19 protein-coding genes and 2 pseudogenes are annotated in these 20678 nt (G+C 74.3%); 11 read left to right on the top strand and 10 right to left on the bottom strand.

Annotated elements, in window-relative coordinates; all coding sequences use genetic code 11:
* Nucleotides 1-96: 96 nt before the first annotated feature.
* The gene (locus ACFVTF_RS11160) at nucleotides 97-1629 is read left to right on the top strand and encodes a M1 family metallopeptidase (protein ID WP_387812076.1); all 1533 of its coding nucleotides are present in this window, start codon (nucleotides 97-99) and stop codon (nucleotides 1627-1629) included.
* A gap of 124 nt (nucleotides 1630-1753) precedes the next feature.
* On the opposite strand, the gene ACFVTF_RS11155 is transcribed toward ACFVTF_RS11160, so the two are convergent.
* The 3 genes from ACFVTF_RS11155 to ACFVTF_RS11145 all read right to left on the bottom strand — a co-directional run bounded on the left by ACFVTF_RS11155 (nucleotide 1754) and on the right by ACFVTF_RS11145 (nucleotide 5217).
* Nucleotides 1754-2638, bottom strand: coding sequence for an aminoglycoside N(3)-acetyltransferase (locus ACFVTF_RS11155; protein WP_387812074.1), 885 nt, complete (start codon nucleotides 2636-2638; stop codon nucleotides 1754-1756).
* 142 nt (nucleotides 2639-2780) lie between these two features.
* Nucleotides 2781-3755, bottom strand: a complete 975-nt coding sequence (locus ACFVTF_RS11150) for an NAD-dependent epimerase/dehydratase family protein (RefSeq protein WP_387812071.1) — start codon at nucleotides 3753-3755, stop codon at nucleotides 2781-2783.
* Between the two features lie 100 nt (nucleotides 3756-3855).
* Nucleotides 3856-5217 (bottom strand): condensation domain-containing protein, encoded by a 1362-nt coding sequence (locus tag ACFVTF_RS11145; RefSeq protein WP_387812069.1) that lies wholly within the window; start codon nucleotides 5215-5217, stop codon nucleotides 3856-3858.
* Nucleotides 5218-5456: 239 nt separating this feature from the next.
* Between ACFVTF_RS11145 and ACFVTF_RS11140 the strand changes: the two genes are divergently transcribed.
* Nucleotides 5457-6731: an MFS transporter gene (locus tag ACFVTF_RS11140; protein ID WP_387812066.1), complete on the top strand. Its 1275-nt coding sequence runs from the start codon at nucleotides 5457-5459 to the stop codon at nucleotides 6729-6731.
* A gap of 135 nt (nucleotides 6732-6866) precedes the next feature.
* Here ACFVTF_RS11140 and ACFVTF_RS11135 read toward each other — a convergent pair whose 3' ends face one another.
* Nucleotides 6867-7709 carry a class I SAM-dependent methyltransferase gene (locus ACFVTF_RS11135; protein ID WP_387812062.1) on the bottom strand — a complete coding sequence of 281 codons (843 nt, stop codon included), beginning with the start codon at nucleotides 7707-7709 and terminating at the stop codon, nucleotides 6867-6869.
* A gap of 305 nt (nucleotides 7710-8014) precedes the next feature.
* Between ACFVTF_RS11135 and ACFVTF_RS11130 the strand changes: the two are divergent.
* Nucleotides 8015-8245: pseudogene (locus tag ACFVTF_RS11130) on the top strand (DUF664 domain-containing protein); the annotation flags it as partial.
* A 15-nt stretch (nucleotides 8246-8260) separates the two neighbouring features.
* Here the strand turns inward: ACFVTF_RS11130 and ACFVTF_RS11125 are convergent.
* Nucleotides 8261-8755 (bottom strand): hypothetical protein, encoded by a 495-nt coding sequence (locus tag ACFVTF_RS11125; protein ID WP_387812059.1) that lies wholly within the window; start codon nucleotides 8753-8755, stop codon nucleotides 8261-8263.
* Between the two features lie 183 nt (nucleotides 8756-8938).
* Nucleotides 8939-10519, bottom strand: coding sequence for a CehA/McbA family metallohydrolase (locus tag ACFVTF_RS11120; RefSeq protein ID WP_387812056.1), 1581 nt, complete (start codon nucleotides 10517-10519; stop codon nucleotides 8939-8941).
* A 199-nt stretch (nucleotides 10520-10718) separates the two neighbouring features.
* On the opposite strand from ACFVTF_RS11120, the gene ACFVTF_RS11115 reads away from it, so the two are divergent.
* The gene (locus ACFVTF_RS11115; RefSeq protein WP_387812053.1) at nucleotides 10719-11678 is read left to right on the top strand and encodes a polysaccharide deacetylase family protein; all 960 of its coding nucleotides are present in this window, start codon (nucleotides 10719-10721) and stop codon (nucleotides 11676-11678) included.
* Nucleotides 11679-11701: 23 nt separating this feature from the next.
* Here the strand turns inward: ACFVTF_RS11115 and ACFVTF_RS11110 are convergent, their stop codons facing one another.
* Both ACFVTF_RS11110 and ACFVTF_RS11105 read right to left on the bottom strand, forming a co-directional pair.
* On the bottom strand, nucleotides 11702-12085 hold the full coding sequence (locus tag ACFVTF_RS11110; protein WP_063346419.1) for a barstar family protein: 384 nt from the start codon (nucleotides 12083-12085) through the stop codon (nucleotides 11702-11704).
* Between the two features lie 41 nt (nucleotides 12086-12126).
* Nucleotides 12127-12780: a 4'-phosphopantetheinyl transferase gene (locus ACFVTF_RS11105; RefSeq protein ID WP_371515961.1), complete on the bottom strand. Its 654-nt coding sequence runs from the start codon at nucleotides 12778-12780 to the stop codon at nucleotides 12127-12129.
* 153 nt (nucleotides 12781-12933) lie between these two features.
* Between ACFVTF_RS11105 and ACFVTF_RS11100 the strand changes: the two are divergent.
* Together ACFVTF_RS11100 and ACFVTF_RS11095 are read left to right on the top strand one after the other, a co-directional pair.
* Nucleotides 12934-13110: pseudogene (locus ACFVTF_RS11100) on the top strand (SDR family oxidoreductase); the annotation flags it as partial.
* Between the two features lie 65 nt (nucleotides 13111-13175).
* A complete protein-coding gene (locus ACFVTF_RS11095) occupies nucleotides 13176-13985 on the top strand; it encodes an SMP-30/gluconolactonase/LRE family protein (RefSeq protein ID WP_387812049.1) in 810 nt (269 codons plus the stop codon).
* 38 nt (nucleotides 13986-14023) lie between these two features.
* Here ACFVTF_RS11095 and ACFVTF_RS11090 read toward each other — a convergent pair whose 3' ends face one another.
* On the bottom strand, nucleotides 14024-14233 hold the full coding sequence (locus ACFVTF_RS11090; protein ID WP_387812046.1) for a hypothetical protein: 210 nt from the start codon (nucleotides 14231-14233) through the stop codon (nucleotides 14024-14026).
* A 261-nt stretch (nucleotides 14234-14494) separates the two neighbouring features.
* Between ACFVTF_RS11090 and ACFVTF_RS11085 the strand changes: the two genes are divergently transcribed.
* Complete coding sequence (locus ACFVTF_RS11085) at nucleotides 14495-14980, top strand: cysteine/serine endopeptidase inhibitor (RefSeq protein ID WP_371515958.1); 486 nt, start codon at nucleotides 14495-14497, stop codon at nucleotides 14978-14980.
* Nucleotides 14981-15168: 188 nt separating this feature from the next.
* Here the strand turns inward: ACFVTF_RS11085 and ACFVTF_RS11080 are convergent, their stop codons facing one another.
* Entirely contained in the window at nucleotides 15169-16323 is a 1155-nt protein-coding gene (locus ACFVTF_RS11080; RefSeq protein WP_387812043.1) for a serine hydrolase domain-containing protein, read from the bottom strand.
* Between the two features lie 503 nt (nucleotides 16324-16826).
* On the opposite strand from ACFVTF_RS11080, the gene ACFVTF_RS11075 reads away from it, so the two are divergent.
* The 4 genes from ACFVTF_RS11075 (at nucleotide 16827) to ACFVTF_RS11060 (ending at nucleotide 20544) form a co-directional block, all read left to right on the top strand.
* Nucleotides 16827-18215, top strand: a complete 1389-nt coding sequence (locus ACFVTF_RS11075; protein ID WP_387812542.1) for an NAD(P)/FAD-dependent oxidoreductase — start codon at nucleotides 16827-16829, stop codon at nucleotides 18213-18215.
* A gap of 194 nt (nucleotides 18216-18409) precedes the next feature.
* Nucleotides 18410-19378: a DUF6528 family protein gene (locus ACFVTF_RS11070; RefSeq protein ID WP_387812040.1), complete on the top strand. Its 969-nt coding sequence runs from the start codon at nucleotides 18410-18412 to the stop codon at nucleotides 19376-19378.
* Nucleotides 19379-19630: 252 nt separating this feature from the next.
* Nucleotides 19631-19966, top strand: coding sequence for a hypothetical protein (locus ACFVTF_RS11065; protein ID WP_387812037.1), 336 nt, complete (start codon nucleotides 19631-19633; stop codon nucleotides 19964-19966).
* Complete coding sequence (locus ACFVTF_RS11060) at nucleotides 19963-20544, top strand: acyl-CoA thioesterase (protein ID WP_387812034.1); 582 nt, start codon at nucleotides 19963-19965, stop codon at nucleotides 20542-20544. The genes ACFVTF_RS11065 and ACFVTF_RS11060 overlap by 4 nt, the downstream gene beginning before the upstream one ends.
* The last annotated feature ends 134 nt before the right edge of the window (nucleotides 20545-20678 follow it).

The following is a 20678-nucleotide window of genomic DNA, read 5'->3' as shown; positions in this document are numbered from 1 at the left end:
TTCTTTTCATGAACATCTCACAATTGGGGAGTGGACCGGGAGCCGCCGGGACATGGATCGATCCGACCCATCGTCCCAGTGACCCTGGAGGACCACGTGCGCAAGAGGCTGATCGTCTCCGCTGCCAGCGCCCTGAGCCTGTTCCTGGCCGTCCCCGCCTCGGCGGCCGACTTCCAACCCGGCGCGGCCGGCATCGGAGACCCGTACTACCCGACCTACGGGAACGGCGGGTACCGCGTCTCGCACTACGACATCCGGCTGAAATACCAGCCCGCCACCGACGAGCTGGAGGGCACCACCACCATCCTCGCCACGGCGACCGAGAACCTCTCCCGCTTCAACCTCGACTTCGCGCTGAACGTCCAGGAGGTCCGGGTCAACGGACGTCCGGCGACCTTCGCCACCAGCGGCGAGCAGGAGCTGGAGGTCACGCCCGCCCGCCCGCTCGCCAAGGGCAGCCAGGCCACCGTGGTGGTCCGCTACAAGGGCGTCCCGTCCACCGTGAAGAAGTACGGCTTCACCGCCTGGCTGCGCACGCCGGACGGTGCGGTGGCCGCCGGCGAGCCCGAGTCGGCGTGGTGGTGGTTCCCGAGCAACGACCACCCGAGCGACAAGGCCACCTTCGACGTCTCGGTCCAGGTGCCGGACGGCAACCAGGTGATCAGCAACGGCATCCTGGCCGGCGCCGTCTCCCAGGCCGGCTGGACCCGCTACAGCTGGCGCGAGAACAAGCCGCAGGCGACCTACCTGGCCACCCTCGCGGTCGGCAAGTTCGACGTCACGACCGACTCCACGCCGAGCGGGCTGCCCGTCTACAACGCGTACAGCAAGGACCTCGGCGAGAACACCGACGCGGCCAAGGCGAGCGTCGAGCGCACCGGCGAGATCGTCGACTGGCTGAGCGGCTACTTCGGCGAGTACCCGTTCAGCTCGGTCGGCGGCTACGTGCCCAACGTCAAGACCGGCTTCGCCCTGGAGACCCAGACCCGGGTCTTCTACAGCCCCCGGCAGTTCGCGCGCGGCTCCAACACCTCCGTCGTCGTCCACGAGCTGGCCCACCAGTGGTACGGCGACAGCGTCTCGGTGTCGCACTGGAGCGACATCTGGCTGAACGAGGGCTTCGCCCGGTACTCGCAGTTCCTCTGGTCCGAGCACGAGGACGAGGGCACGGCACAGGAGCTCGCCGACTACGTCTACGCCTCGCACCCGGCCGACGACCCCTTCTGGACCGTCAAGCCGGGCGACCCGGGCGCCGCCAACCAGTTCGCGAACGCCGTCTACGACCGCGGCGCGGTGGCCATCCAGGCGCTGCGCAACGCCGTCGGGGACGACAAGTTCTTCCAGATCCTGAAGGGCTGGCCCACCGAGCGCCGCTACGGCAACGCCTCCGTGCCGGAGTTCCAGGCGTACGCGGAGAAGGTCTCCGGGAAGAAGCTCGGGGACCTCTTCGCCACCTGGCTGTTCACCGCCTCGAAGCCGGCCGTCGGGCCGGCGCCGGCCGCTGCGGCCGCTGCGGCCTCGCTCGCGCCGGGTGCGGGCGCGGGACAGGATGCCGGGCGACTGCCGGCGGAGCCGAAGTCCTGGAAGAAGATCCAGGAGACCAACTCGCTGCACGACGAGGAGCGTTGATTCCTGGCTCCGTCGAGCCCCCGGATGCGACCGGTGACGTGGTGACCCGGTGACCCGGTGACCTCGTGACCTGGTGACGGGCGTGGTCCGGTCGGCCGCTTGAGGAAGTGGGCGATCGATCGGGCTACGCCGCTCCGGGGCCGTCCGCCGCCAGCAGCTCGGTGAGGCGGCGGACGGCGAAGGGTATGAGCTCCCGGACCGGGACCAGCCGACAGGGCGCGTTGCCGACCAGCACCTCGCGGATGCCCGCCCGCTCCTCGAACTCCTTTCCCACGACCGGGAAGTGGGTGTCGTTGTCGTCGCCCACGTCGGGCGCCTCGATCCAGACCCGCTCGCCCTGGATCGCCATCGGGAAGCGCCGGAGCTTGAGGCGGCGGTTGGGCGCGAAGGTCTCGGCGTAGTGCAGGAAGGTGTTGCGGTTGTGCCCGACACCGATCAGCAGCACGTACCCGCCGAGGTCGTGCAGCGCGCCGAAGGGCGACTCGCGGCCGACCGCGAAGCCCAGCGAGCGGCGGGCGGTGACCTCGCGGGCGTGCGCCCCGACCGCGGCGACCGAGGCCTGCGGATGCGTGCTGCGCAGGCTCTCCGGCAGCGCGCGCAGCGCCTCCGGTACGGCGCCCATCGGGGAGGGGAGCCCGGGGTGGAACAGCGGGACGGCGGCGCGCCGTTCGGCGACCTCGGGGCTCGGCGGGCCGGTGTGCTCCGGCGCTGGGTCCCGGACGAGGGCGGTGGTGAAGGTGGGCACCGCGACCGTGCCGCCGGGCCCGACCGCCTCGCGCAGGCTGGCCACCACGGCCGCGGCGCCGCCGTCGACCCGGCCGAGGCTGGAGAGCGAGGAGTGCACGATCATCGCCATGCCCTCGTGGACGCCCACCCGCCGCCAGCCCTCGACGAGATCGGCGGTGCTGAGCGGCGCTTCGAGCGGTGCGTCGAGCGACACGTCGAGGGGCGCGGCGAGCGGGGTGGTGCGCGGGCCGGCGCTGTGCGCGGTGGTGCGGTGCGCGGTCATGGTGCCCCCTGGTGGTGCTGTGCAGGTGCTGGTGGGATCGTTCGGGGCCGACCATAGCGCGTGCCACTGACAACCGGTCAGGACGGGGTGGCCGTCCGGCAGTCCGCCCTGCCCGGTCGTGCGGTGCGGGGCCGGCGGCCGTTCAGGGCCTCGAACCCGTCGCTTCGGCCAGCACCCGGGCCTCCTGCTCGGGCGTGAAGCCGTGGCCGAGGGGCGGTTCGCCGCGATCGCGGTCCCAGGCGAGCACGTCGGCGGCGGTGACCGCGAGCGGGGTCGCCGGCATCCCGGCCGCCCTGGCCCGGGCGGCGCTGCGCTGCTGTCCGGGCCAGAGCGGCACGTCCCGGACCAGCGGGAAGAACGGCGGCGGCGCGCTCTCCGGCGGCACCGGGACGACCTCCACCTCGGTGCCCGCGACCTCGGCGCAGGTGGCGATCAGCCCGCCCAGCGTGGTCGGTTCGGCCGGGCCGACGGCGTGGAAGGCGCCCGTCCGGTCGTCCTGGAGCAGCCGGACCACCAGCCGGGCCAGGTCGCGCGCGTCGACCACCTGGACGGGCTGCTCCGGCCGCCCCGGCAGCGCGATCCGCCCGCCCCGGGCGGCCCGGCGCGCCCAGTAGGTGAGCCCGCGCTGCTCGTCGTGGGGGCCGGCCACCTTTCCTGGGCGCACGATCGTCGCCCGGTCCCCGTAGCGGGCGGTGACGTCGTCCTCGCAGGCGACCTTGAGCCGGCCGTACGTCTCCTCGGTGAGCTGCTCGGCGTCGCGCAGCGGCGCGCGGCGCGGGACGGACTCGTCCGAGCCGGGGGCCAGACCGCTGCGCTCGTACACCGCGTGGCTGGAGATGAACAGGTAGCGGCCGACCCGGTCGCCGAGCGCGTCCATGGCCTGGCCGACCTGGCGGGGGCGGTAGCCGCTGACGTCGACCACCGCGTCCCAGCGGCCGTCGCGCAGCGCGGTGTAGTCGCCGGTGTCGCGGTCGCCGATCAGGTGGGTGGCGGCGGGGAAGAGGCCGGGGTTGGTCCGGCCGCGGGTGAACAGGGCGACCTCGGCGCCACTGCGCAGGGCGTCGTCGGCGATCGCGCGGCCGACGAAGGAGGTGCCGCCTAGGAGGAGGATCCGCATGGGGCCAGCGTAGCGGCGGGGCCAACAGGCCTGGGGGGAAAGGCGGGTGGTGGGACGCCGGAGGGCGCCGCGTGGTGCGCGGCGCCCTCCGGCACCGGGCCTAGGCCGCCGCTTCGGCGGTGCGGGCCTCGGTGAGGATCAACTCCTCGATCCCGTACAGGAAGCGCTCCATCGCCGGGCGGGGGAGCACCGCCGGGTCGGCCGTCATGGCGAGGCTCAGCGCGCCCGGGGACTGCAGCGCGTCCAGGGCGTAGGTCAGGCCGGGGCGGGGCTCGAACTCCACCGGCCAGGTCAGGGTGGTCCCGCCCTCGCCCTCGCCCGCGTCGGTGTCGGGGGAGGCGGCGACCAGCTCGCGGGTGTCGTTGAAGATGCAGGACCGGTCCGCGAGCGGGACGCCCTCGGCGGCGAGCCGCCCGATCTCGGCCTCCAGTCGGAGCTTGTCGTAGTAGGCGTGGCGGTAGGCGCCGATCGCGGCGGCGTTGGTGCGCCGGACGACGTCCCTGAACTCGGCGGTGGCGTCCGGGAGGTGGAACAGTCCGTCGCCCGCGACCACGCTCACCGCGTTGGTCAGCTCGGGCAGGAAGCGGTTGCTCACCACGACGTTCAGCACCGCGTCCGTCGAGCCCGACAGCCGGGCCGTCATCGCCGCCGTCGCCGCCAGCAGCACCGAGGAGGACGTCACCCGGTGGGCGGCCGCCACCCGGTCCACCGTGCGGGCCAGCGCGGGCGAGCGCAGGACGGCGTTCGGGAACCTGGGGGCCGGCGTGGCGGGCTCGCCGGGCGGGGGGAACAGCCGGGTCGGCGCCAGCCGCAGCTTGCGCAGGAACTGCTTGCGGGCGCCCTCGTCCCGCCGCCGACCGCGCTCCGAGGTCTGGAACTCCGCCTCCTCCAGCGGTTGTTGGGCGGGTTCGCGGATCTCGGCCAGCTCGGCCGGCGAGGTGCCCTGGCAGAGCGCGGTGAGGTCGGCCACCAGGCGGCTCATCCCCGTGCCGTCGACCGCGGTGTGCGAGAGCACCAGGCTCACGTACCGGGCCGACCCGTCCGCCGCCACGACGCCGACCCGGATCGGCCACTGGGCGGCGGTGTCGAACGGCAGCGCCGCCAGCTCCTCGTGCAGCCGCGCGCCCGCCTCGGCCGCCTCGGCCGGCTCTGCGCAGTGCTGCACCTCCACCTCCAACCTGCCCTCGGGGTCGACCACTTGGCGCAAGCGGCCGGCCTCGCCCGGCACCAGGCGGGTGTGCAGCGAGTCGTGCAGGTGGAGCAGCTTCTCCAGGCCGGCGAGCAGGGCGGGCAGCGGCAGTCCGGGGTCGAGCGGCGCCGCCGCGGCGATGTTGTAGCGCGGCGCGTCGGCCGGGGCGAGCCGGCTCACGGCGTCCCGGATGGCCTGTTGGCCCCAGGTGGCCGGGCCGGTCCCGGCCCGGCCGGACGAGAAGGCGATGTGCAGCAGTTGACGAGTGGTCACCGTGTGGCTCTCCGATGTGGCGGTGGATCGTGACGTCGTGCCGGTGCGTTGGGAGCGCGGATGCTGCTGGGGAGAGTGTGGCGCACCGCCCGCCCGCCGTCGAGGTCCGGCGGCCTGGGTGCGGGGCCCGGTGGGCGGGCGCGGCCGGGGCTTCCGCATCTATCTCGACGTGAAGTATCTTGATGTCGAGATTGATGTCGATCATGCAACGGGGGCCTGCCATGCGGGGGAGCGGACTGATGGCGCAGCTGCGGAAGCCGCCGGGCGGGCGGGACGCGCGGATCATGCTGCTGGCGCAGTGCGTCGACCGGACCGGGAGCGGGGTGTGGGCGGCGGCCTCGGTGCTGTACTTCACCTACGTGTGCGCCATGGACGCCCGGCAGCTCGGCGTGCTGCTGGGCGTGGGCGCGGCGGCGGGGATCGCCGGGTCCCCGCTCGCCGGGCGGGCGGCCGAACGGCTGCCGGTGCGGTGGCTGCTGATCGGGTGCCACCTGCTGCGGATCGGGACGATGGGCCTGCTGCTGGTCGTCGACGACTTCGCCACGCTGCTCCCCGCCGTCGCCCTGACCTGCCTGGCCGAACGGGCGGCCAAGACCCTGGAGATGCTGTTCGCCACCCGGATCGCGGGCGAGCGGCGCGGCACGTACCAGGCGCTGTTCCGCAGCGTGGCCAACGCCGGGTACGCGCTCGGCGCGGGCATCGCGGCGATCGGCCTGGCGATGGGCACCACGACCGCCTACCGCGCGCTGATCGTGGCCAACGCGCTCTCCTTCGTCCTCGCCGCCGTCCTGGTCCGGCGCACCCGGGAGCCGGCCGTGCGCGGCCTGGTCGCGGCGGCCTCCGGCGAGGAGCCCGCCGCCGCCCCGGCGGCCGTGCCCAGCCCCTGGCGCGACCGGGGCTACCTGCTGTTCGTCGCGCTGGACATGCCGCTGAACCTCGACGACTCGATCCTCAACGTCGGCCTGCCGCTCTGGCTCGTCCACCACACCGGCGCGCCGCACGCCGTCGTCCCGGCCTTCCTGATCCTCAACACGGTGCTCGTGGTGCTCCTGCAACTGCGCGTCTCGGCGCGGGCGGAGGGCCCGCGCGGGGCGGCCGCGGCGGTGGGCTGGTACGGCCTGACGCTGCTCGGCTGCTGCCTGCTGACCGCGCTCGCCACCGGCGGCGGGCCGTGGACGGCCTCGCTCGCGCTGCTCGCCGCGGCGATGCTGGTCACGCTGGCGGAGCTGATGCGCTCGGTGAGCTCCTGGGAGCTGGCGGTCGTCCTGGCGCCCCCGGGGGCCCGGGCCTCCTACCTGGGGGTGGCCGGGATGGCCCAGTCGGTGCAGAAGTCGGTGGGCCCGCTGCTGCTCACCGGCGTGGTGATGACGGCCGGTCCGGCCGGCTGGCTGGCCCTCGGCGCGGCGACCGTCGGCCTCGGCGCGCTCCAGCGCCGGGCCAGCCTGCGCCGGCTGGCGGCCCTGGCCGGCCCGGCGGCCGAGCCGTCGCCGCGGGTGGGCGCGGCGGTCGGCTGATCCGGCGCGTCGCGGCCGCCGGGCGCCCGCCGGGCCCGGTGCCACCGGCTGGCCGGAGCGGACGGCGGAGGGGGGCGTCAGGGCCTGGTGGCGTGCGGAGGGGGGCGGTCGGCCGCGCTGCCGCAGGGCGGCTCGTCAGATCATCTGGCGGGCCATTTCCGCCGGCCCGGGCCGGGTGGCGGTGACGACGTGGTAGTCGAGGAGGCCGCTGCGCCAGGCGGGGAGGAAGTTGCGGCTCCAGTGACCGGGCGGGACGGCGTCGGTGAGGTAGCGGTCGAGGCCGGGCCAGACGGCGTCGCCGATGGACTCGGTGGTGATGGTGGTGTAGCCGGCCGCGGTGAGGTCGCTGGTGAAGGCGGCGAGGGGGTGGGGGACGTCGAGGCCGTCGGCGAAGCTGGCGAGGAGGATGCTCAGGCGCTCGGTGATGTCCGGTCCGGCGGCGGCGAAGAAGGTGGTCACGACGAGTCGGCCGCCCGGGCGTAGGACGCGGGCGGTCTCGCGGGCGAAGCCGGTGAGCTCGCGGAAGTGCTGGGCGGCCTCGACGGAGTAGACGCCGTCCAGGGAGGCGTCGGCGAAGGGGAGTTGGTTGGCCGATCCGAAGGTGTAGGCCAGCCGATCGGGGTAGGTGGCCAGGGCTTTGGCGTTGACGGCGCGGGCGCGCTCGATCTGGTCCGGGTGGATGTCGACCCCGGTCACGCCCCCGAACCGGAACTCACGCAGGGCGAGCGCCGCACCGAGCCCGCGCCCGCAGCCGACCTCGGCCAGCCGCAGCCGCTCCCGTGGCTCCGCGAACTCCCGCAGGACCCGCCGGTAGAGCTGCTCCTGGCTGTGGACCCGGTCCTCGGTCGTCGGGGCGGTGAGGTCCATGTCCCGCCAGTAGCCGAAGTTGATGAATCCACCGGCGAAGCTCGCGGCCCGGGACAGATCGCCGGCACCGTAGGTCCGGCGTACGGGGGCGGGGATGTGGTCGTGGCTCATGATGGTCGGTCTCCCGGTGTGTGATGTACCCGGTCTCGGCGGTGGAGTGACGACCCCGGACCGGGGGCGCTTGAACGTGCGGTGTGGCGGTGTGGCGGCGCTGCGACCGGCTCCGCGGTGCTCGGCGCCCGTCGGGCGCGCCGAGGTACGTACCCAAACCGGTGGTGATCCGAACACGGTACGTGATGGACCCCGGTCCGGGGCGGGAAAGGGGCGCGGAGGTGGCCCGGGGGGCTCAGAACACCGCCGCACTACCGGGGGCGGCTACCGGGCGCGCGGGACGGCGGCTTCCAGACCGGCGCGGCGCCACCGGCGTCAGCCGGGCCGGGGCCTTCGCCGCCCGGCAGGCCGAGGGAGGAGACGCGCGCCGTATCGAGCGCGCCGCCGAGACCCTCGACGTCACCGGGTACCAGGCCCGGTGGGACGCCGAGGTGTCGCTGCGGCCGGTGATGCCGCACCTGATCCACGAGTCCGCCCGGCACAGCGGGCACGCCGACTTCCTCCGGGAGGCGGTCGACGGGGTGGTGGGGGCGTAGCCGCACCCCGTGGGGCTACCAGCCCAGGAGGTGGGTGCGGCGGGTGAGGGCGGTGAGGATGGACTCGGCGGCGCCGGCGGGGGTGAGGGAGCTGGTGTCCAGGGTGTGCGGGCCGGGGACGGCGCCCGGGGTGGGCTGGAGGACGACGAGGTGGAGGGCGGCGCCGGTGGTGCGGCTCTCGCGGCGGAAGGTGTCGAGGGTGGGCGGAGCGGCCGGGCACTCGACGATGACCTGGTAGCCGCCGGTCGCGTAGGCGAAGGCGGCCTGCGCGGCGGCGGCGAGGGCGGTGGTGTTCTGCCGCTCGGCCTCGGGGAGGTGCGGCGGGAGCTGGCCGCGCCGGATGACCCGCAGGAAGTCGTGCGCACGCAGGTGGACGCTCGGGTGCAGCTCCTCCGCGAGCCGGCTCGCGACCGGGCTCTGGCCGGCCCCGGCCGGGTCGACGAGGACGAGGACGCCGCCGGCGCCCCGGCCGCCCCCGAGCTCCGGCCCACCTACGGTCGTACGGTTCACAGCTGCTGATCCCTTCGCGGGCCGGGGACGGACGGGTAGCCGGGGCGAGGCGGTCGGAGTGCGGACGGGCCGGCCGGCCCGGATACGGACAGCCGACCGCCTCGTCCCTACGACTGGTGCTTTCGGGGATCAACCTAGTCCACGCCGGTGCCCCGAGTCGTCCCCACTCCTGGACCGGAGCGCTCAGCGGTCCTCGACGCGCAGCACGATCGGGTTGGTCAGGGCCGCCATCGGGCCCCACGGGAGGTCCGGGCCCATGGCGTTGCCCTTGCCGGGCGACCCGTCCGGCTTCGGGTGGCGGACCTCGGCCCGGACGTAGGCGGCGAGCGAGGCCGTCGTGCGCCAGACCACCGTGCCGGAGCCGTCGGCGGGCAGTGACTCCTGGTGCAGCTGGCCCTCGTCGGTGAGGAGGCGCACCGTCCCGCCGGGGACGCCGGAGACGGTCAGCCGGACGTCCAGCGGGGCGTCCGCCGGGACGGCCAGCTCCTCGCCGATGCCGGCCCGGCGGCCGTGCCCGGTGACGGTGAACTCCAGCTGGACGGCGGCGGATTCGGCGAGCCAGCTGCGCCCGTCGCGCAGCCCGTCGAGGATCGCGTCCCGGGTGAGGTCCTCGGCCAGGACGACGTTGTGCGGGGAGCCGATGACCTGCGGGGCGCTGTGCGCGTCGCTGTTGCCCAGGGCGGGCAGCCAGGAACGGCCCTCGCGCAGGGCGACGGCGAGCCGGCCGTCCCAGGTGTCGACCGCGGACTCGTCGTCGTACGTCCAGGGCCCGTTCCACACCTCGACGCCGTCGGCCTGCTCGTAGCCGAACTTCCACTGGCAGGCGACGTACGGGCAGTACGGGTGCGCGGGCACCACCAGGCCGCCGGAGCGGTGGACCTGACGGACGAAGCGCGGGTACTCCTCGTCGCGGGAGCGGTAGCGCCAGTCGACGAACTGGCCCGCTTCGAGGCCGAGGGCCAGCCAGTGGCCGTTGCGGGTGGTGATCTCCTCGCCCGGGACGATCAGCAGGTCGGGGCCGGCCAGCGGGCCCCAGACCGCGTGCGAGGAGCTGGTGTTGTGGTCGGTGGAGACGATGAAGTCCAGGCCGGCCGCGCGGGCGCCGGCGGCCACCTCCTCCGGGAGGCGCCGTCCGTCGGAGTGCACGGTGTGCAGGTGGCAGTCGCCCCGGTACCAGGCGCGGCCGCGGCCGCGGGCCCGCTCGGACGGGTAGTGCGGGGTGAACGCCGGCCCCGGGGCGCCGAACCGGAGGGTGACCTGGACGTGGTAGTCCAGCCCCTGCGGCGCGACCTGGTAGGGGCCGAGGGCGAGGTGCCAGGTGCCCGGGTTGATCGGGCCGGGGAGGTAGCCGGGGGTCGCGGTGTCGCGGGCGAGGCTGAACTCGGTGCGGAAGCCGCCGGACCAGCCGCGGAAGCCGGGGCCGCCGAGGTCGGTGCCGCGTTCGTCGAAGATGCCGATGTCGCAGGAGTTGCCGGGGGTGCCGGCCGGGACCGGGGGCTTGTCGTAGCCGTAGCTGACGGCGATCTCGCGGACGCCGGCGGGGACCTCGACGGGCAGGTAGACGAAGTCGGGGGCGCCGGTGGGGAGGTGGCCGGTGAGGGTGAGGGTCCGCTCGGTGCCGGGGGTGCCCGGGGTGCCGGGTGCGGAGGCGGAGGCGGCGGCGGGGGTGGTCGCGGCGAGGCCGAGGGCGGCGGCTCCGGTGGTGAGGCCGGTGCGGAGGAGGTCGCGACGGGCGGGGCGTGGGGTGTCGTGGTCGGCGGGCATCGGGTCCTCCGGGTCGGGGCGGGCGGGTCCGTCCGGGCCCTTACCCGTGGCGGTGAATCAGGGGTGAGCCGGGGCCCACGGGCGGGGGGCGGGTCGGTGAAGGGGGTCGCCGTCGGCCGGGTCGGCGAGTTGCGGGCGGTGACGAATGGTCCGTTCATATTCATAGCGAGCGGATCGGATCATCGCGGAGGAGGCGGGTGTGGCACTGAGTCGGCGGGCGCTGCTGGCGGCGGTGGCCGGGAGCACGCTGGCGGGGTGCGGGCGCTCGGTGGGCGGCGGGACGGCGGCCCCGGCGGCTTCCGCTTCGGTTTCCGGGGCCTCGGAGCCATCCGAGCCCCCCGAGGCCTCGGCGATATCGGCGGCGGCGCCGTCGGAGCCCCCGACGCCCGCCCCGACCGCTGCGCCCGCCCCGACCGCTGCGCCCACTCCGACCGCTGCGCCCGGGCGCCGGGAGCCGACCCGGGCCGAGCTGGTCGTCCGGTACGGCGGCACCGCGCCGAAGCAGTGGGGGATGGAGGTCGCCGGGGTGACCACCAAACTGCCCGACGGCGAGAGCGCGACGGCGCTCACCTTCGACGCCTGTGGCGGCCCCGGCGGGAGCGGGTACGACGCCGACCTGATCGACTTCCTGCGGAAACGTTCCGTCCCGGCCACGCTCTTCCTGAACGCCCGCTGGATCGACGCCAACCCGGACGTGTTCAGGCAGCTCGCCGCCGACCCGCTCTTCGAGATCGGCAACCACGGCACCGTCCACCGCCCGCTCTCGGTCACCGGCCGCTCCGCCTACGGCATCGCCGGCACCGGCGGCGTCGGCGAGGTGTACGACGAGGTCGCGGGCAACGCGCACAAGCTCGCCGGGCTGCTCGGCCACCCGGTGAGCTTCTTCCGCTCCGGTACCGCGCACTACGACGACGTCGCCGCCCGGATGGTCGCCGACCTGGGGGAACGCGCCGCGGGCTTCACCGTGAACGGCGACGGCGGGGCGACGCTCAGCGCCGCCGAGGTGCGGCAGGAGATCGCGGCGGCCCCGCCGGGGGCGATCGTGATCTGCCACATGAACCACCCGGGCGGCGGCACCGCCCCCGGGGTGGCGGCGGCGGTACCGGGGCTGCTGGCGGCGGGGCGGCGCTTCGTCCGGCTCTCGGACGTGCTGCGGTGAGGTGGGGGGGGCGTGCTGCGGCGTTAGGCCAGTCGGAGGCCTCCCGGGTGCTCCTCCTCGATGATCCGGACCAGCCAGTCGAACACCGTCGGCCCCTTGCCGGCCCGGGCGGCGGCGAGGTCGGCGCGGACGTGCTCGCGGTTGGCGGGGTGGCAGTGGGCCAGCCGCAGTTCCAGCTGGCGGACCGTCTCCGGGTAGCCGAGGTTGCGCCGGGAGACCGCGTGGTCGCGCCACTCGATCAGGTAGTCGCCGTCCTCGGGGGTGCCGTAGCCGCCGCGCAGGCAGTCGGCGAAGGCGTCGAGGTTCCGGCCGAAGTAGCCGTCGCTGCCGATGGTCTCACCGACCACGTCCCAGAAGTCGTCCAGCGTGTGGATCCGGGTGCCAGCTATCACATAGGTCACGGTCACGGGGTCGAGGATATGCCGAGTGCGGTCGTCGGTGCGCCGCACTACCGGGCGACCGCGATGGCGGTGGCGAGCAGGCCGTCGCCGACGGCCCAGCGGCCTTCGAAGCCCTCGATGCGGCGGCCGTTGACGTTCGGCCCGGGGACCAGCAGGCGGGCGGTGAAGGAGCCGTCGGGGGAGAGGACCAGGTCGGCCTCGCTGAAGTCCAGGAACTGCTCGGTGAGCGGGAACCACGCCTTGTACACGGACTCCTTGGCGCTGAACAGGATGCGGTCCCACGGGGTGTCGGGGTGCTCGGCGAGCAGGTCGACGATCCGCTTCCCCTCCTCGGGCAGCGCGATGACGTCCAGGATGTCGTCCGGGAGCGGCAGGGCGGGCTCGGCGTCGATGCCGACCGAGGCGAGGTCGCCGGAGCGGGCGACGGCCGCCGCTCGGAAGCCCTCGCAGTGGGTGAGGCTGCCGACGACGCCGTCGGGCCAGCTCGGGGCGCCGCGCAGGCCGGGGACCAGCGGGCGGTAGGGGATGCCGAGGCGGGTGAGGGCGGTGCGGGCGCAGTGGCGGACGGTGGTGAACTCCCGGCGGCGCTTGGCCACCGCCTGGACGACGGCGGCCTCCTCGGCCGGTTCCAGCCGGGCCTCCGGCGGGTCGTCGTAGGACACCTCGGTCACGACGGCGTCCGGCAGCAGGTCCCCGATCACACGCTCCCCCTCGGTCGGTGCGCGGACGGCCGCCGCGCGGATCGAGCCTAACCCGGGTGGGGGTGGTCCCGGCGGGCCTTCCGGGGAAGATCCGCCAGGGCCGCCAACGCGCCGGGGCCGCCGGGCAGGTAGGTGACGGAGTGCAGGCCGCCGATGCCCTGGAAGGGGGCCGCGCCGATCAGTTGGCGGACGGATCCGCGGCCGAGCGTCGCGGTGCTACGGTCGTCCCCACTGGGGCGGTTCGGCAGTGCGGCCGAAGTCGCGCGGGTGGTCGGCTTCCTGGCGGGCGAGGAATCCCCGTTCGTCAGCGGTACCTGCCTCGCCGTGGACGGCGGAACGACCGCGATGCCGCCCGAAGCCCGTTGCGCTGACACCTTGTTCGAGGAGGGCCCGCTGTGCGTGCCGAACCGGTCGCCGACACACCGTACCTGGAGCTGGGCGAGGGCCCGCTGTGGGACGAGCCGGCGCAACTGCTGCGCTGGATCGGCATCCCCGACCGGCGGGTGCTCACCCTGGACCCGGCCTCGGGCGCGATCGGCTCGGTCGAACTCGACGTCACCCCCGGCACCTTGATGCCGTACGGCGACGGCGGGCTGATGCTCGCCACCGAGCGCGGCTTCGAACGGCTCGACCCGGCCACCGGCCGCACCACGCTGGTCGCCGCCGTCGAGGCCGACCGCCCGGACCGCCGGATGAACGACGGCAAGACCGACCCGTACGGCCGACCGGTCGCCGGCTCGATGGGGCGGGGGGCGCCGCGCGAGCCCGGATCGCTGTACCGGCTGGAGCGCGACGGCGGCGTCCGGGCGATCCTCGGCGGGCTCGACATCCCCAACGGCCTCGCCTGGCCGGAGCCCGACCGGCTCTGGCACATCGACACCACCACGCGCCGCATCGCCCTCTACCCCTACCCCGAGCACGGCCCCCTCGGCGAGCGGATCCGCACGCTCGACGTCTCCCACCTGACGGGCTACCCGGACGGCATGACGCTCGACGCCGACGGCAACCTGTGGGTGGCGTTCTGGGACGGCTGGGCGGTGCGCTGCCTCTCGCCCGAGGGCGAGGTGCTGGCGTCGGTCGAGCTGCCGGTGCCGCGCGTCACCAGTTGCGCCTTCGGCGGGCCGGACGGGCGGACGCTCTACATCACGTCCGCCCGGTCCGACCAGGAACCGCTCTCCGGAGGCCTGTTCAGCGTCCGGGTGTGAGGGGGCCGGGTCTGGCGGCGCCGGGTTCGAGGGGCCGCCTACTGCCCGAGCAGGTGGGCGAAGTCCAGCCCGAGGCTGCCGAGCACCGGCAGCGCGCCGAGGTCGGTGACGCCGCCGACGGGGATGCTGTAGCCCTGGTTCACCGCGCGGGGCGCGGGCGCGCCGTCGGCGGGCGCGGCGTTGGCGGGTGCGACGGCGGCCGGGATCAGGGCGGCGCCGAGGAGCAGGGCGGCGAGTGCGGTGCGCATGGGGCGGGGCCTCCGGGGGTGGGCGTGGTGGCCTGTCAACACCCTGTGGCGCGGTGCGGTCACGTATCTTCGCCCCTTCGGCCGTATTGGTAAAGATTCCTGACTTGTGTTCATGTCAACATGGCGGCGGTCTGGACCATGCGGCCGTCGGGTGTATACGTTCTCTCCACTCGGACGGGCATCGGGCGGTCTCGCCGAATCCCCTTGCGGCTTCGGCGACTTCTGTCTGTCATGTCCATGGCTTGAGAACCGGAGGGAACCATGCGCGCCATCAGCAAGAACCTCAGGATCCTCGCGGGCGCCCCGCTCGCGGCCGCCGCCCTCATCGCCCTCACCGCCGGCACCGCCAGCGCGGCGATACCGATCAACACGCCCATGTCCGGCAAGGCCACCTACTACAACGACGCCGGCTACGGCGCCTGCGGCACCCAGATCAACGCCTCCAACCAGATGCTCGTCGCGGTCTCCCACACCTGGTGGACCAGCGCCAACCCCAACAACGACCCGCTGTGTCAGGGCATCTCGGTCAAGGTCAGCTACCAGGGCAAGACCGTCACCGTCCCCGTCCGGGACAAGTGCCCCTCCTGCGACGCCGGCCACCTCGACCTCAGCCAGCCCGCGTTCGCCCAGCTGGCCCCGCTCGGCCAGGGCGTCATCAACGGCCTCACCTGGCAGTTCGTCAAGGCCGGCCTGAACGGCAAGACCGTCGAACTCTCCGAGCCCGTCACCGGCTCCACCATCGGCTGAGGCCGCGGATGAGCGACCGTGCCCGCCCCGTGACGCGGGGGCGGGCACGGCCGTCGCCCGGGGCCGCTTCCGGGCCCGGGTGTCTCGCGGTTTCAGCGCCTCAGCGCCTCAGCGCCTCAGCGCCTCAGCGCCTCAGCGCCTCAGCGCCTCAGCGCCTCAGCGCCTCAGCGCCTCAGCGCCTCGGGGCCTCACCGGCAGAGCGCGGCGTCGACGGCGTCGGCGACGTGTTGCTTGACGTCGGCGGAGGGCAGGGTGGTGACGGCGATGTCGGCGGCGCGACCGTCCTCGGTGACACCACCGCGGGTCACGTAGCCCGGGAGCGTGCCGCCGTGGCCCCAGTACACACCGCCGCAGGACAGCGGGCGGCTGGCGAGCCCCAGCCCGTAACGGCCGCCGGGGCCCATGTACTCGGCGGGGACGGTGACCTGCATCTGGGCGAGCTGGGCCGGGGCCAGCAGCTCGCCGCCGAGCAGGGCGCGGAAGAAGCGGTTCAGGTCGCTGTTCGTGGACACCAGGGCGCCGGCCGTCCAGGCCCAGGACATGTCCTGCTCGGTGACGTCCAGCGGCTGGCCGCCGGGCTCCTCGGTGTAGTAGCCGTGCGGGTGGCGCTCGTGCACCGTCATGTCGCCCTGGGCGGGGAAGTACGTGTGACGCAGGCCGATGCGGTCGATGACCCGGTGGGTGATCTCCTCGCCCGCGGGCCGCCCGGTGACCTTCTGGATGATCAGACCGGCGAGCAAGTAGCCGGTGTTGCAGTACTTCCAGCCCTTGCCGGGCTCGAAGTCGGGCTTCTGGGCGAGCGCGAGGTCGAGCAGGTCGCGGGGCTCGTGGTACTGGGAGAGGCCCTGGTCGGGCAGGAAGTGGGTGTAGTCGGGCAGGCCGCTGGTGTGCTGGAGGATCTGGTGGACGGTGATCTTCCGCCCGTCGATCTCGCCACCGGCTCCGGTGCCCCGGACGAGGCCCGGCAGGTAGGTGTCGAGGGAGGCCTCCAGATCGACCTTGCCCTCGGCGACGAGCTGCAGGATGACGACGGCCGTGAAGGACTTGGTGTTGCTGCCCGCCCGGACCTGCCCGTCCACGGGCACCGCCGCCCCGGTGGCCAGATCGCCCACCCCGGCCGTGTAGGTGCGGGTGTGCCCGTTCCGGTCGCGCACGGTGGCCAGCGCGCCCGGCACACCGTCCTGCCGGACCAGCGCGTCGAGGCGCTGCTGGACGACGTCGGCTCGGGGCCCCGCCGCCCGGGCCGCGGGCGCGGCGGCCATGCCGAGCAGCAGGGCGCCCGCGGCGACGGCCGCTGCGCTGAGCCGGAGTGGTCGAGTCCTGTACGGCGTGGACGGGTTCACGGAGCGTCTCCTCTCGCCGGGCCGACGCGCCCGGGACCTCAAGGGCATCACGCGGCACCGGCGGCGGTCGTCCGCGCGCAGGAGGAGGCCAGGCCGGAGCCGTGGTCCTGACGGTCTACGACCTGCGGTGTACGAACTGCGGTCCGGCCGTTGGCGCGTGACGATGGGGCTCACCTGAACCGGCTGCTCGATCGCCTCGAAGACGTCGGGTTGTCATCGGTCGTGTCCGCCCTCCCCCGACGGTCGGTCAGAGCTGCCACGGCTCCTCCCCGTCCCGCGGATGGCGGGGGATCGTGTGGGCCCCGGTGGCGGTGCAGCCCTGGGCATGGGTGTGCGGATCGCCGGGTTCACACCCGGGGCGTACGGCTGGACGCGGGTGCTGGGGCTGTTGGCGGTCTGACAGGGTGGCTGGCCGGGCGGGGGGATCTTGGCAGTGTGGGGGTGTTCCGGCGGGACCGGTGCGGCGTAGCGTCCGGGCAGGTCGGCGACGGGTGTGGGAGGTTCTGGTGGCGGTCAACGGCGAGGTGTCGTTCTGGTACGCGGCGAGCGGGCTGCCGGAGCCGGGGCCGGCGTTGCCCGGGAGTACGGACGTCGACGTGTGCATCGTCGGCGGCGGGTACACCGGGCTGTGGACGGCGTACTACCTGAAGAAGGCGGAGCCGTCGCTGCGGATCGCGGTGCTGGAGCGCCGGTTCTGCGGCTACGGCGCCTCGGGGCGCAACGGCGGGTGGCTGTACAACGGGTTCGCGGGCCGGGGCGCGTTCGCGAAGCGGTACGGCCCGGGTGCGGCGGCGGCGATGCAGCGGGCGATGGACGAGGCGGTCGGGGAGGTCGTGGACGTCGCCGCCGCCGAGCGGATCGACGCGCACATCGTGCGTGGCGGGGTGCTCGAAGTCGCCAGGAACAGGGCCCAGTTGGAGAGGCTCAAGGCTTTCGCCGCCGCCGAGCGGGCGTACGGCGAGGGCCGCGTCGAGCTGCTGGGCGCGAAGGAGGCCGCCGACCGGATCGCCGTCGCGGGGGCCCTCGGCGGCACCTGGACGCCGTACGGTGCGCGGATCCAACCGGCGGAACTGGTACGCGGGTTGGCGCGGGTGGTGCGGGAGCTCGGGGTGGCGGTGCACGAGGGGACGGCGGTGACGGCGATCCTGCCGGGCACCGCGTACGCCCGGCCGCGCGCGGTGACGCCGCAGGGCACGGTGACCGCCGAGTACGTGCTGCGCGCCACCGAGGGGTTCACGGCCGGCCTGCGCGGCGAGCGGCGGACCTGGCTGCCGATGAACTCGGCGATGATCGCCACCGAGCCGCTGCCGCCCGCCTTCTGGGCGGACGCGGGCTGGCAGGGCCGCGAGGTGCTGGGCGACTTCGCGCACGCCTACATGTACGCGCAGCGCACCGCGGACGACCGGATCGCGCTGGGCGGCCGGGGCGTGCCGTACCGGTTCGGCTCGCGGACGGACGCGGACGGCGGCACCCAGGTGGAGACCGTGCGCCAGCTCCGGCAGATCCTGAACCGCTTCTTCCCGGCGGCCGCGAGCGCCCGGATCGACCACGCCTGGGCGGGCGTGCTCGGCGTGCCCCGGGACTGGTGCGCCACGGTGGAGCTGGACCGTACGAGTGGCCTCGGCTGGGCGGGCGGGTACGTCGGCAGCGGAGTGACCACGACGAACCTGGCGGGCCGGACCCTGCGTGACCTGGTCCTCGGCCGGGACACCGGATTGACCGGGCTGCCCTGGGTGGGCCACACCGTGCGCCGCTGGGAGCCCGAGCCGCTGCGCTGGATCGGGGTGCACGCGATGTACGCGGCCTACCACGCGGCGGACCGCCAGGAGGCGGGCGGACGGGCCACCACCTCGCCGATCGCCCGCGTCGCGGACGTCGTCTCCGGGAGGTAGTGAACGCGACCGCGCGGGTCCGGGCGTGAGTGAACGCGTCCGCGCGTGTCCGGGCGTGAGCGAGGGCGTCCGCGCGGGTCCGGGCGGTGGCGCGTACGGTGGCGAATCCGGGGTGCGGATCCGCCACCGTACGCGCCACGGCCGTTCGGACGCTCCGCCGTGCAAAGCCGCCGGGGAGCAAGCACGGTGGGGGCGTGCTGAGGAGAACGCTGGTGGCCGTGTGCGCCCTGTGCGTCCTGCTGTTCTGCGTGCCGGCGACCGGCGCGCAGGCCAGGTCGCCCGGGTGGGCGGTCGTGGTGGTGGACCAGGAGTCCCGTAGCGTCCTGGTGCTGCAGAGCGCCGAGGAGCTGATGGCCTACCGGGGCCCGGGGCGGCTGCCGGTCGTGTGGGGCTGGAGCGCCGACCGGGCGGCCGGGTTCGCGGACCTGACGCCCGCGCGGAGCTGGACGAATCCGGACGAGGCGAAGAGCCGGGTGCGGCAGGGCCGGCGCTACCTGCTGACCACCGCCTCCGGCGGCCTGGCCGCCGTCGTGGACACCACCACCGGCGCGACCCGCTGGGCGGCGGACCTGGGCGGGGCGGCCAATCCGCACAGCATCGAGCTGCTGCCGGACGGCAACGTCGCGGTCGCGGCGAGCGGCGGCGGGTGGGTGCGGCTGTACGCGGCCTCGCAGGGGCCGCGTGCCACCGCCCACGCCGGCTACCCGCTGCCGGGTGCGCACGGCGTGCACTGGGACGGCCGGACGGGCCTGCTCTGGGTGCTCGGCGACGACGTGCTGACCGCGCTGCGGGTGGGCGGCACCCCGGCGGCGCCCACCCTGACCGCCGTCCGCTCGACGCCGCTGCCCGACCACGGCGGGCACGACCTCGCGCCGGTGCTGGCCGAGCCCGGGCGGTTCTGGGTGAGCACGCTGACCGGCCTGTGGCGGTACGACCCGGCGGCCGACCGCTTCGCCGCCGTGCGGCTGGACGACCCCGCAGCCGTCCGGGACGTGAAGAGCGTCGGGGACGAGCCCGGCACCGGACGGCTGCTGACCGTGGCCCCGGACCACAGCGGGCCGTGCTCCTGGTGCACCTCGGTGATCACCCTGCACCGGCCGGACGGGACGCGGATGCTGCGCGGGACGCACCTCTACAAGGCGAGGTGGTGGGGAGGCTGGTAGCAGATCCGCGACGTGCAGGTGCCGGTTTCGGGGCTCGGGTCGGCGATGCCACCCGTTCTGCCGACGGCATTCGGATGATGGGGCATATTGTGTACCCCGGCAAACTACTCCAATAGAAGTGAGTTTCCCGTCGCCGTCCGTAAACCATCCGTCGACCGTGTCGGCTGGGATAGCGTCGAAGGCGTCGGGGGGCCGACACCGATTCGGTGTATTCGAACACCAGCTACCGGGCCGTAATGTCCGGAATGAGTCATGGAGAAAAACATGTCGAATTTGATGCCGGACAACATGCCGGAGAAAATGCCGGACACCGTCGACGACCTGCAACTCGCGGCGGAATCGCTGGCCGCTTTCCCGGCCCGGGGTGCGGCCGTCGGCGCCGATGTCACCGAGCGCCTCGCGGCGGTCGCCGAACTCTGCCGGTCGGTCGACGCGGTGCTCGACAGCCTGGTCGTCCAGGTCGCCGCGGAAGCGGCCGAGGAGGGTTGGACGGCGGCCCGGATGGCGGCGGAACAGTCCGGTTACTACGCGAGGTTGCGCCGGGCACTGCTCCCCGCCGCGACCGGCGCCGGGCTGACGCAGCAGTGAGCGCGCTGCACCCGGGCGTGCACGTGCTGTCCTGCCCCACCCGGTGGAGCGACGTCGACGAGAACGGGCACATCAACAACGCCCGGCTGGTCGGCTACGTCCAGGAGGGGATTTACGACATGTTCTGCCACCACGAGACCGCCGTCCGGGACGCCCTGTTCCCGTCCGGATTCATTATCGCGCGGCACGAGATCGATTTCCTGGAGCAGTTGTACCACCGGCCCGAGCCCTTGTCGGTGCAGTTGACGGTTGAACGGATCGGGCGGAGTTCCACGCATATCGTGGTGGATGTCTGCCGTGCCCCGCTCACCTTTATGCGGGCCAGGACCGTGGTGGTCGCACGGGACCGTGAATCCGGCCGCTCGCGCAAACTCAGTTCGAACGAGCGCAGTTTTCTAGAGGCGTTTATGCCGGACGAGGTGCGGGTCCCCGCCGCGCAGGCTGTGCCCGCTGTGCCCACCGCACCGGCCGCACCGGCCGCACCGGTCACGGCGCCTCCCCCGCAGCGCGTGGCGGCCCGCTCGGGCGCCGCTCTGCCGCACCGCACCCGCAGGCGGTGTCGGGCGTCGGTGGCCTGACACCCGGGCCCCTGGTGGCCCCGCGCCGGGCAGGGCGCGGGCCGGCGGCGTGATCGACAACGGCGTCGATCCGTCCGGCCGGTCTCCCTGCCGCCGTGCCGCCGTACCGCAGTACGCTGAGCAGCACGGGTACC

Source organism: Kitasatospora sp. NPDC057940, assembly GCF_042887425.1.
Lineage (GTDB): Bacteria > Actinomycetota > Actinomycetes > Streptomycetales > Streptomycetaceae > Kitasatospora.
This window is presented reverse-complemented; position numbering and strand designations above follow the sequence as displayed.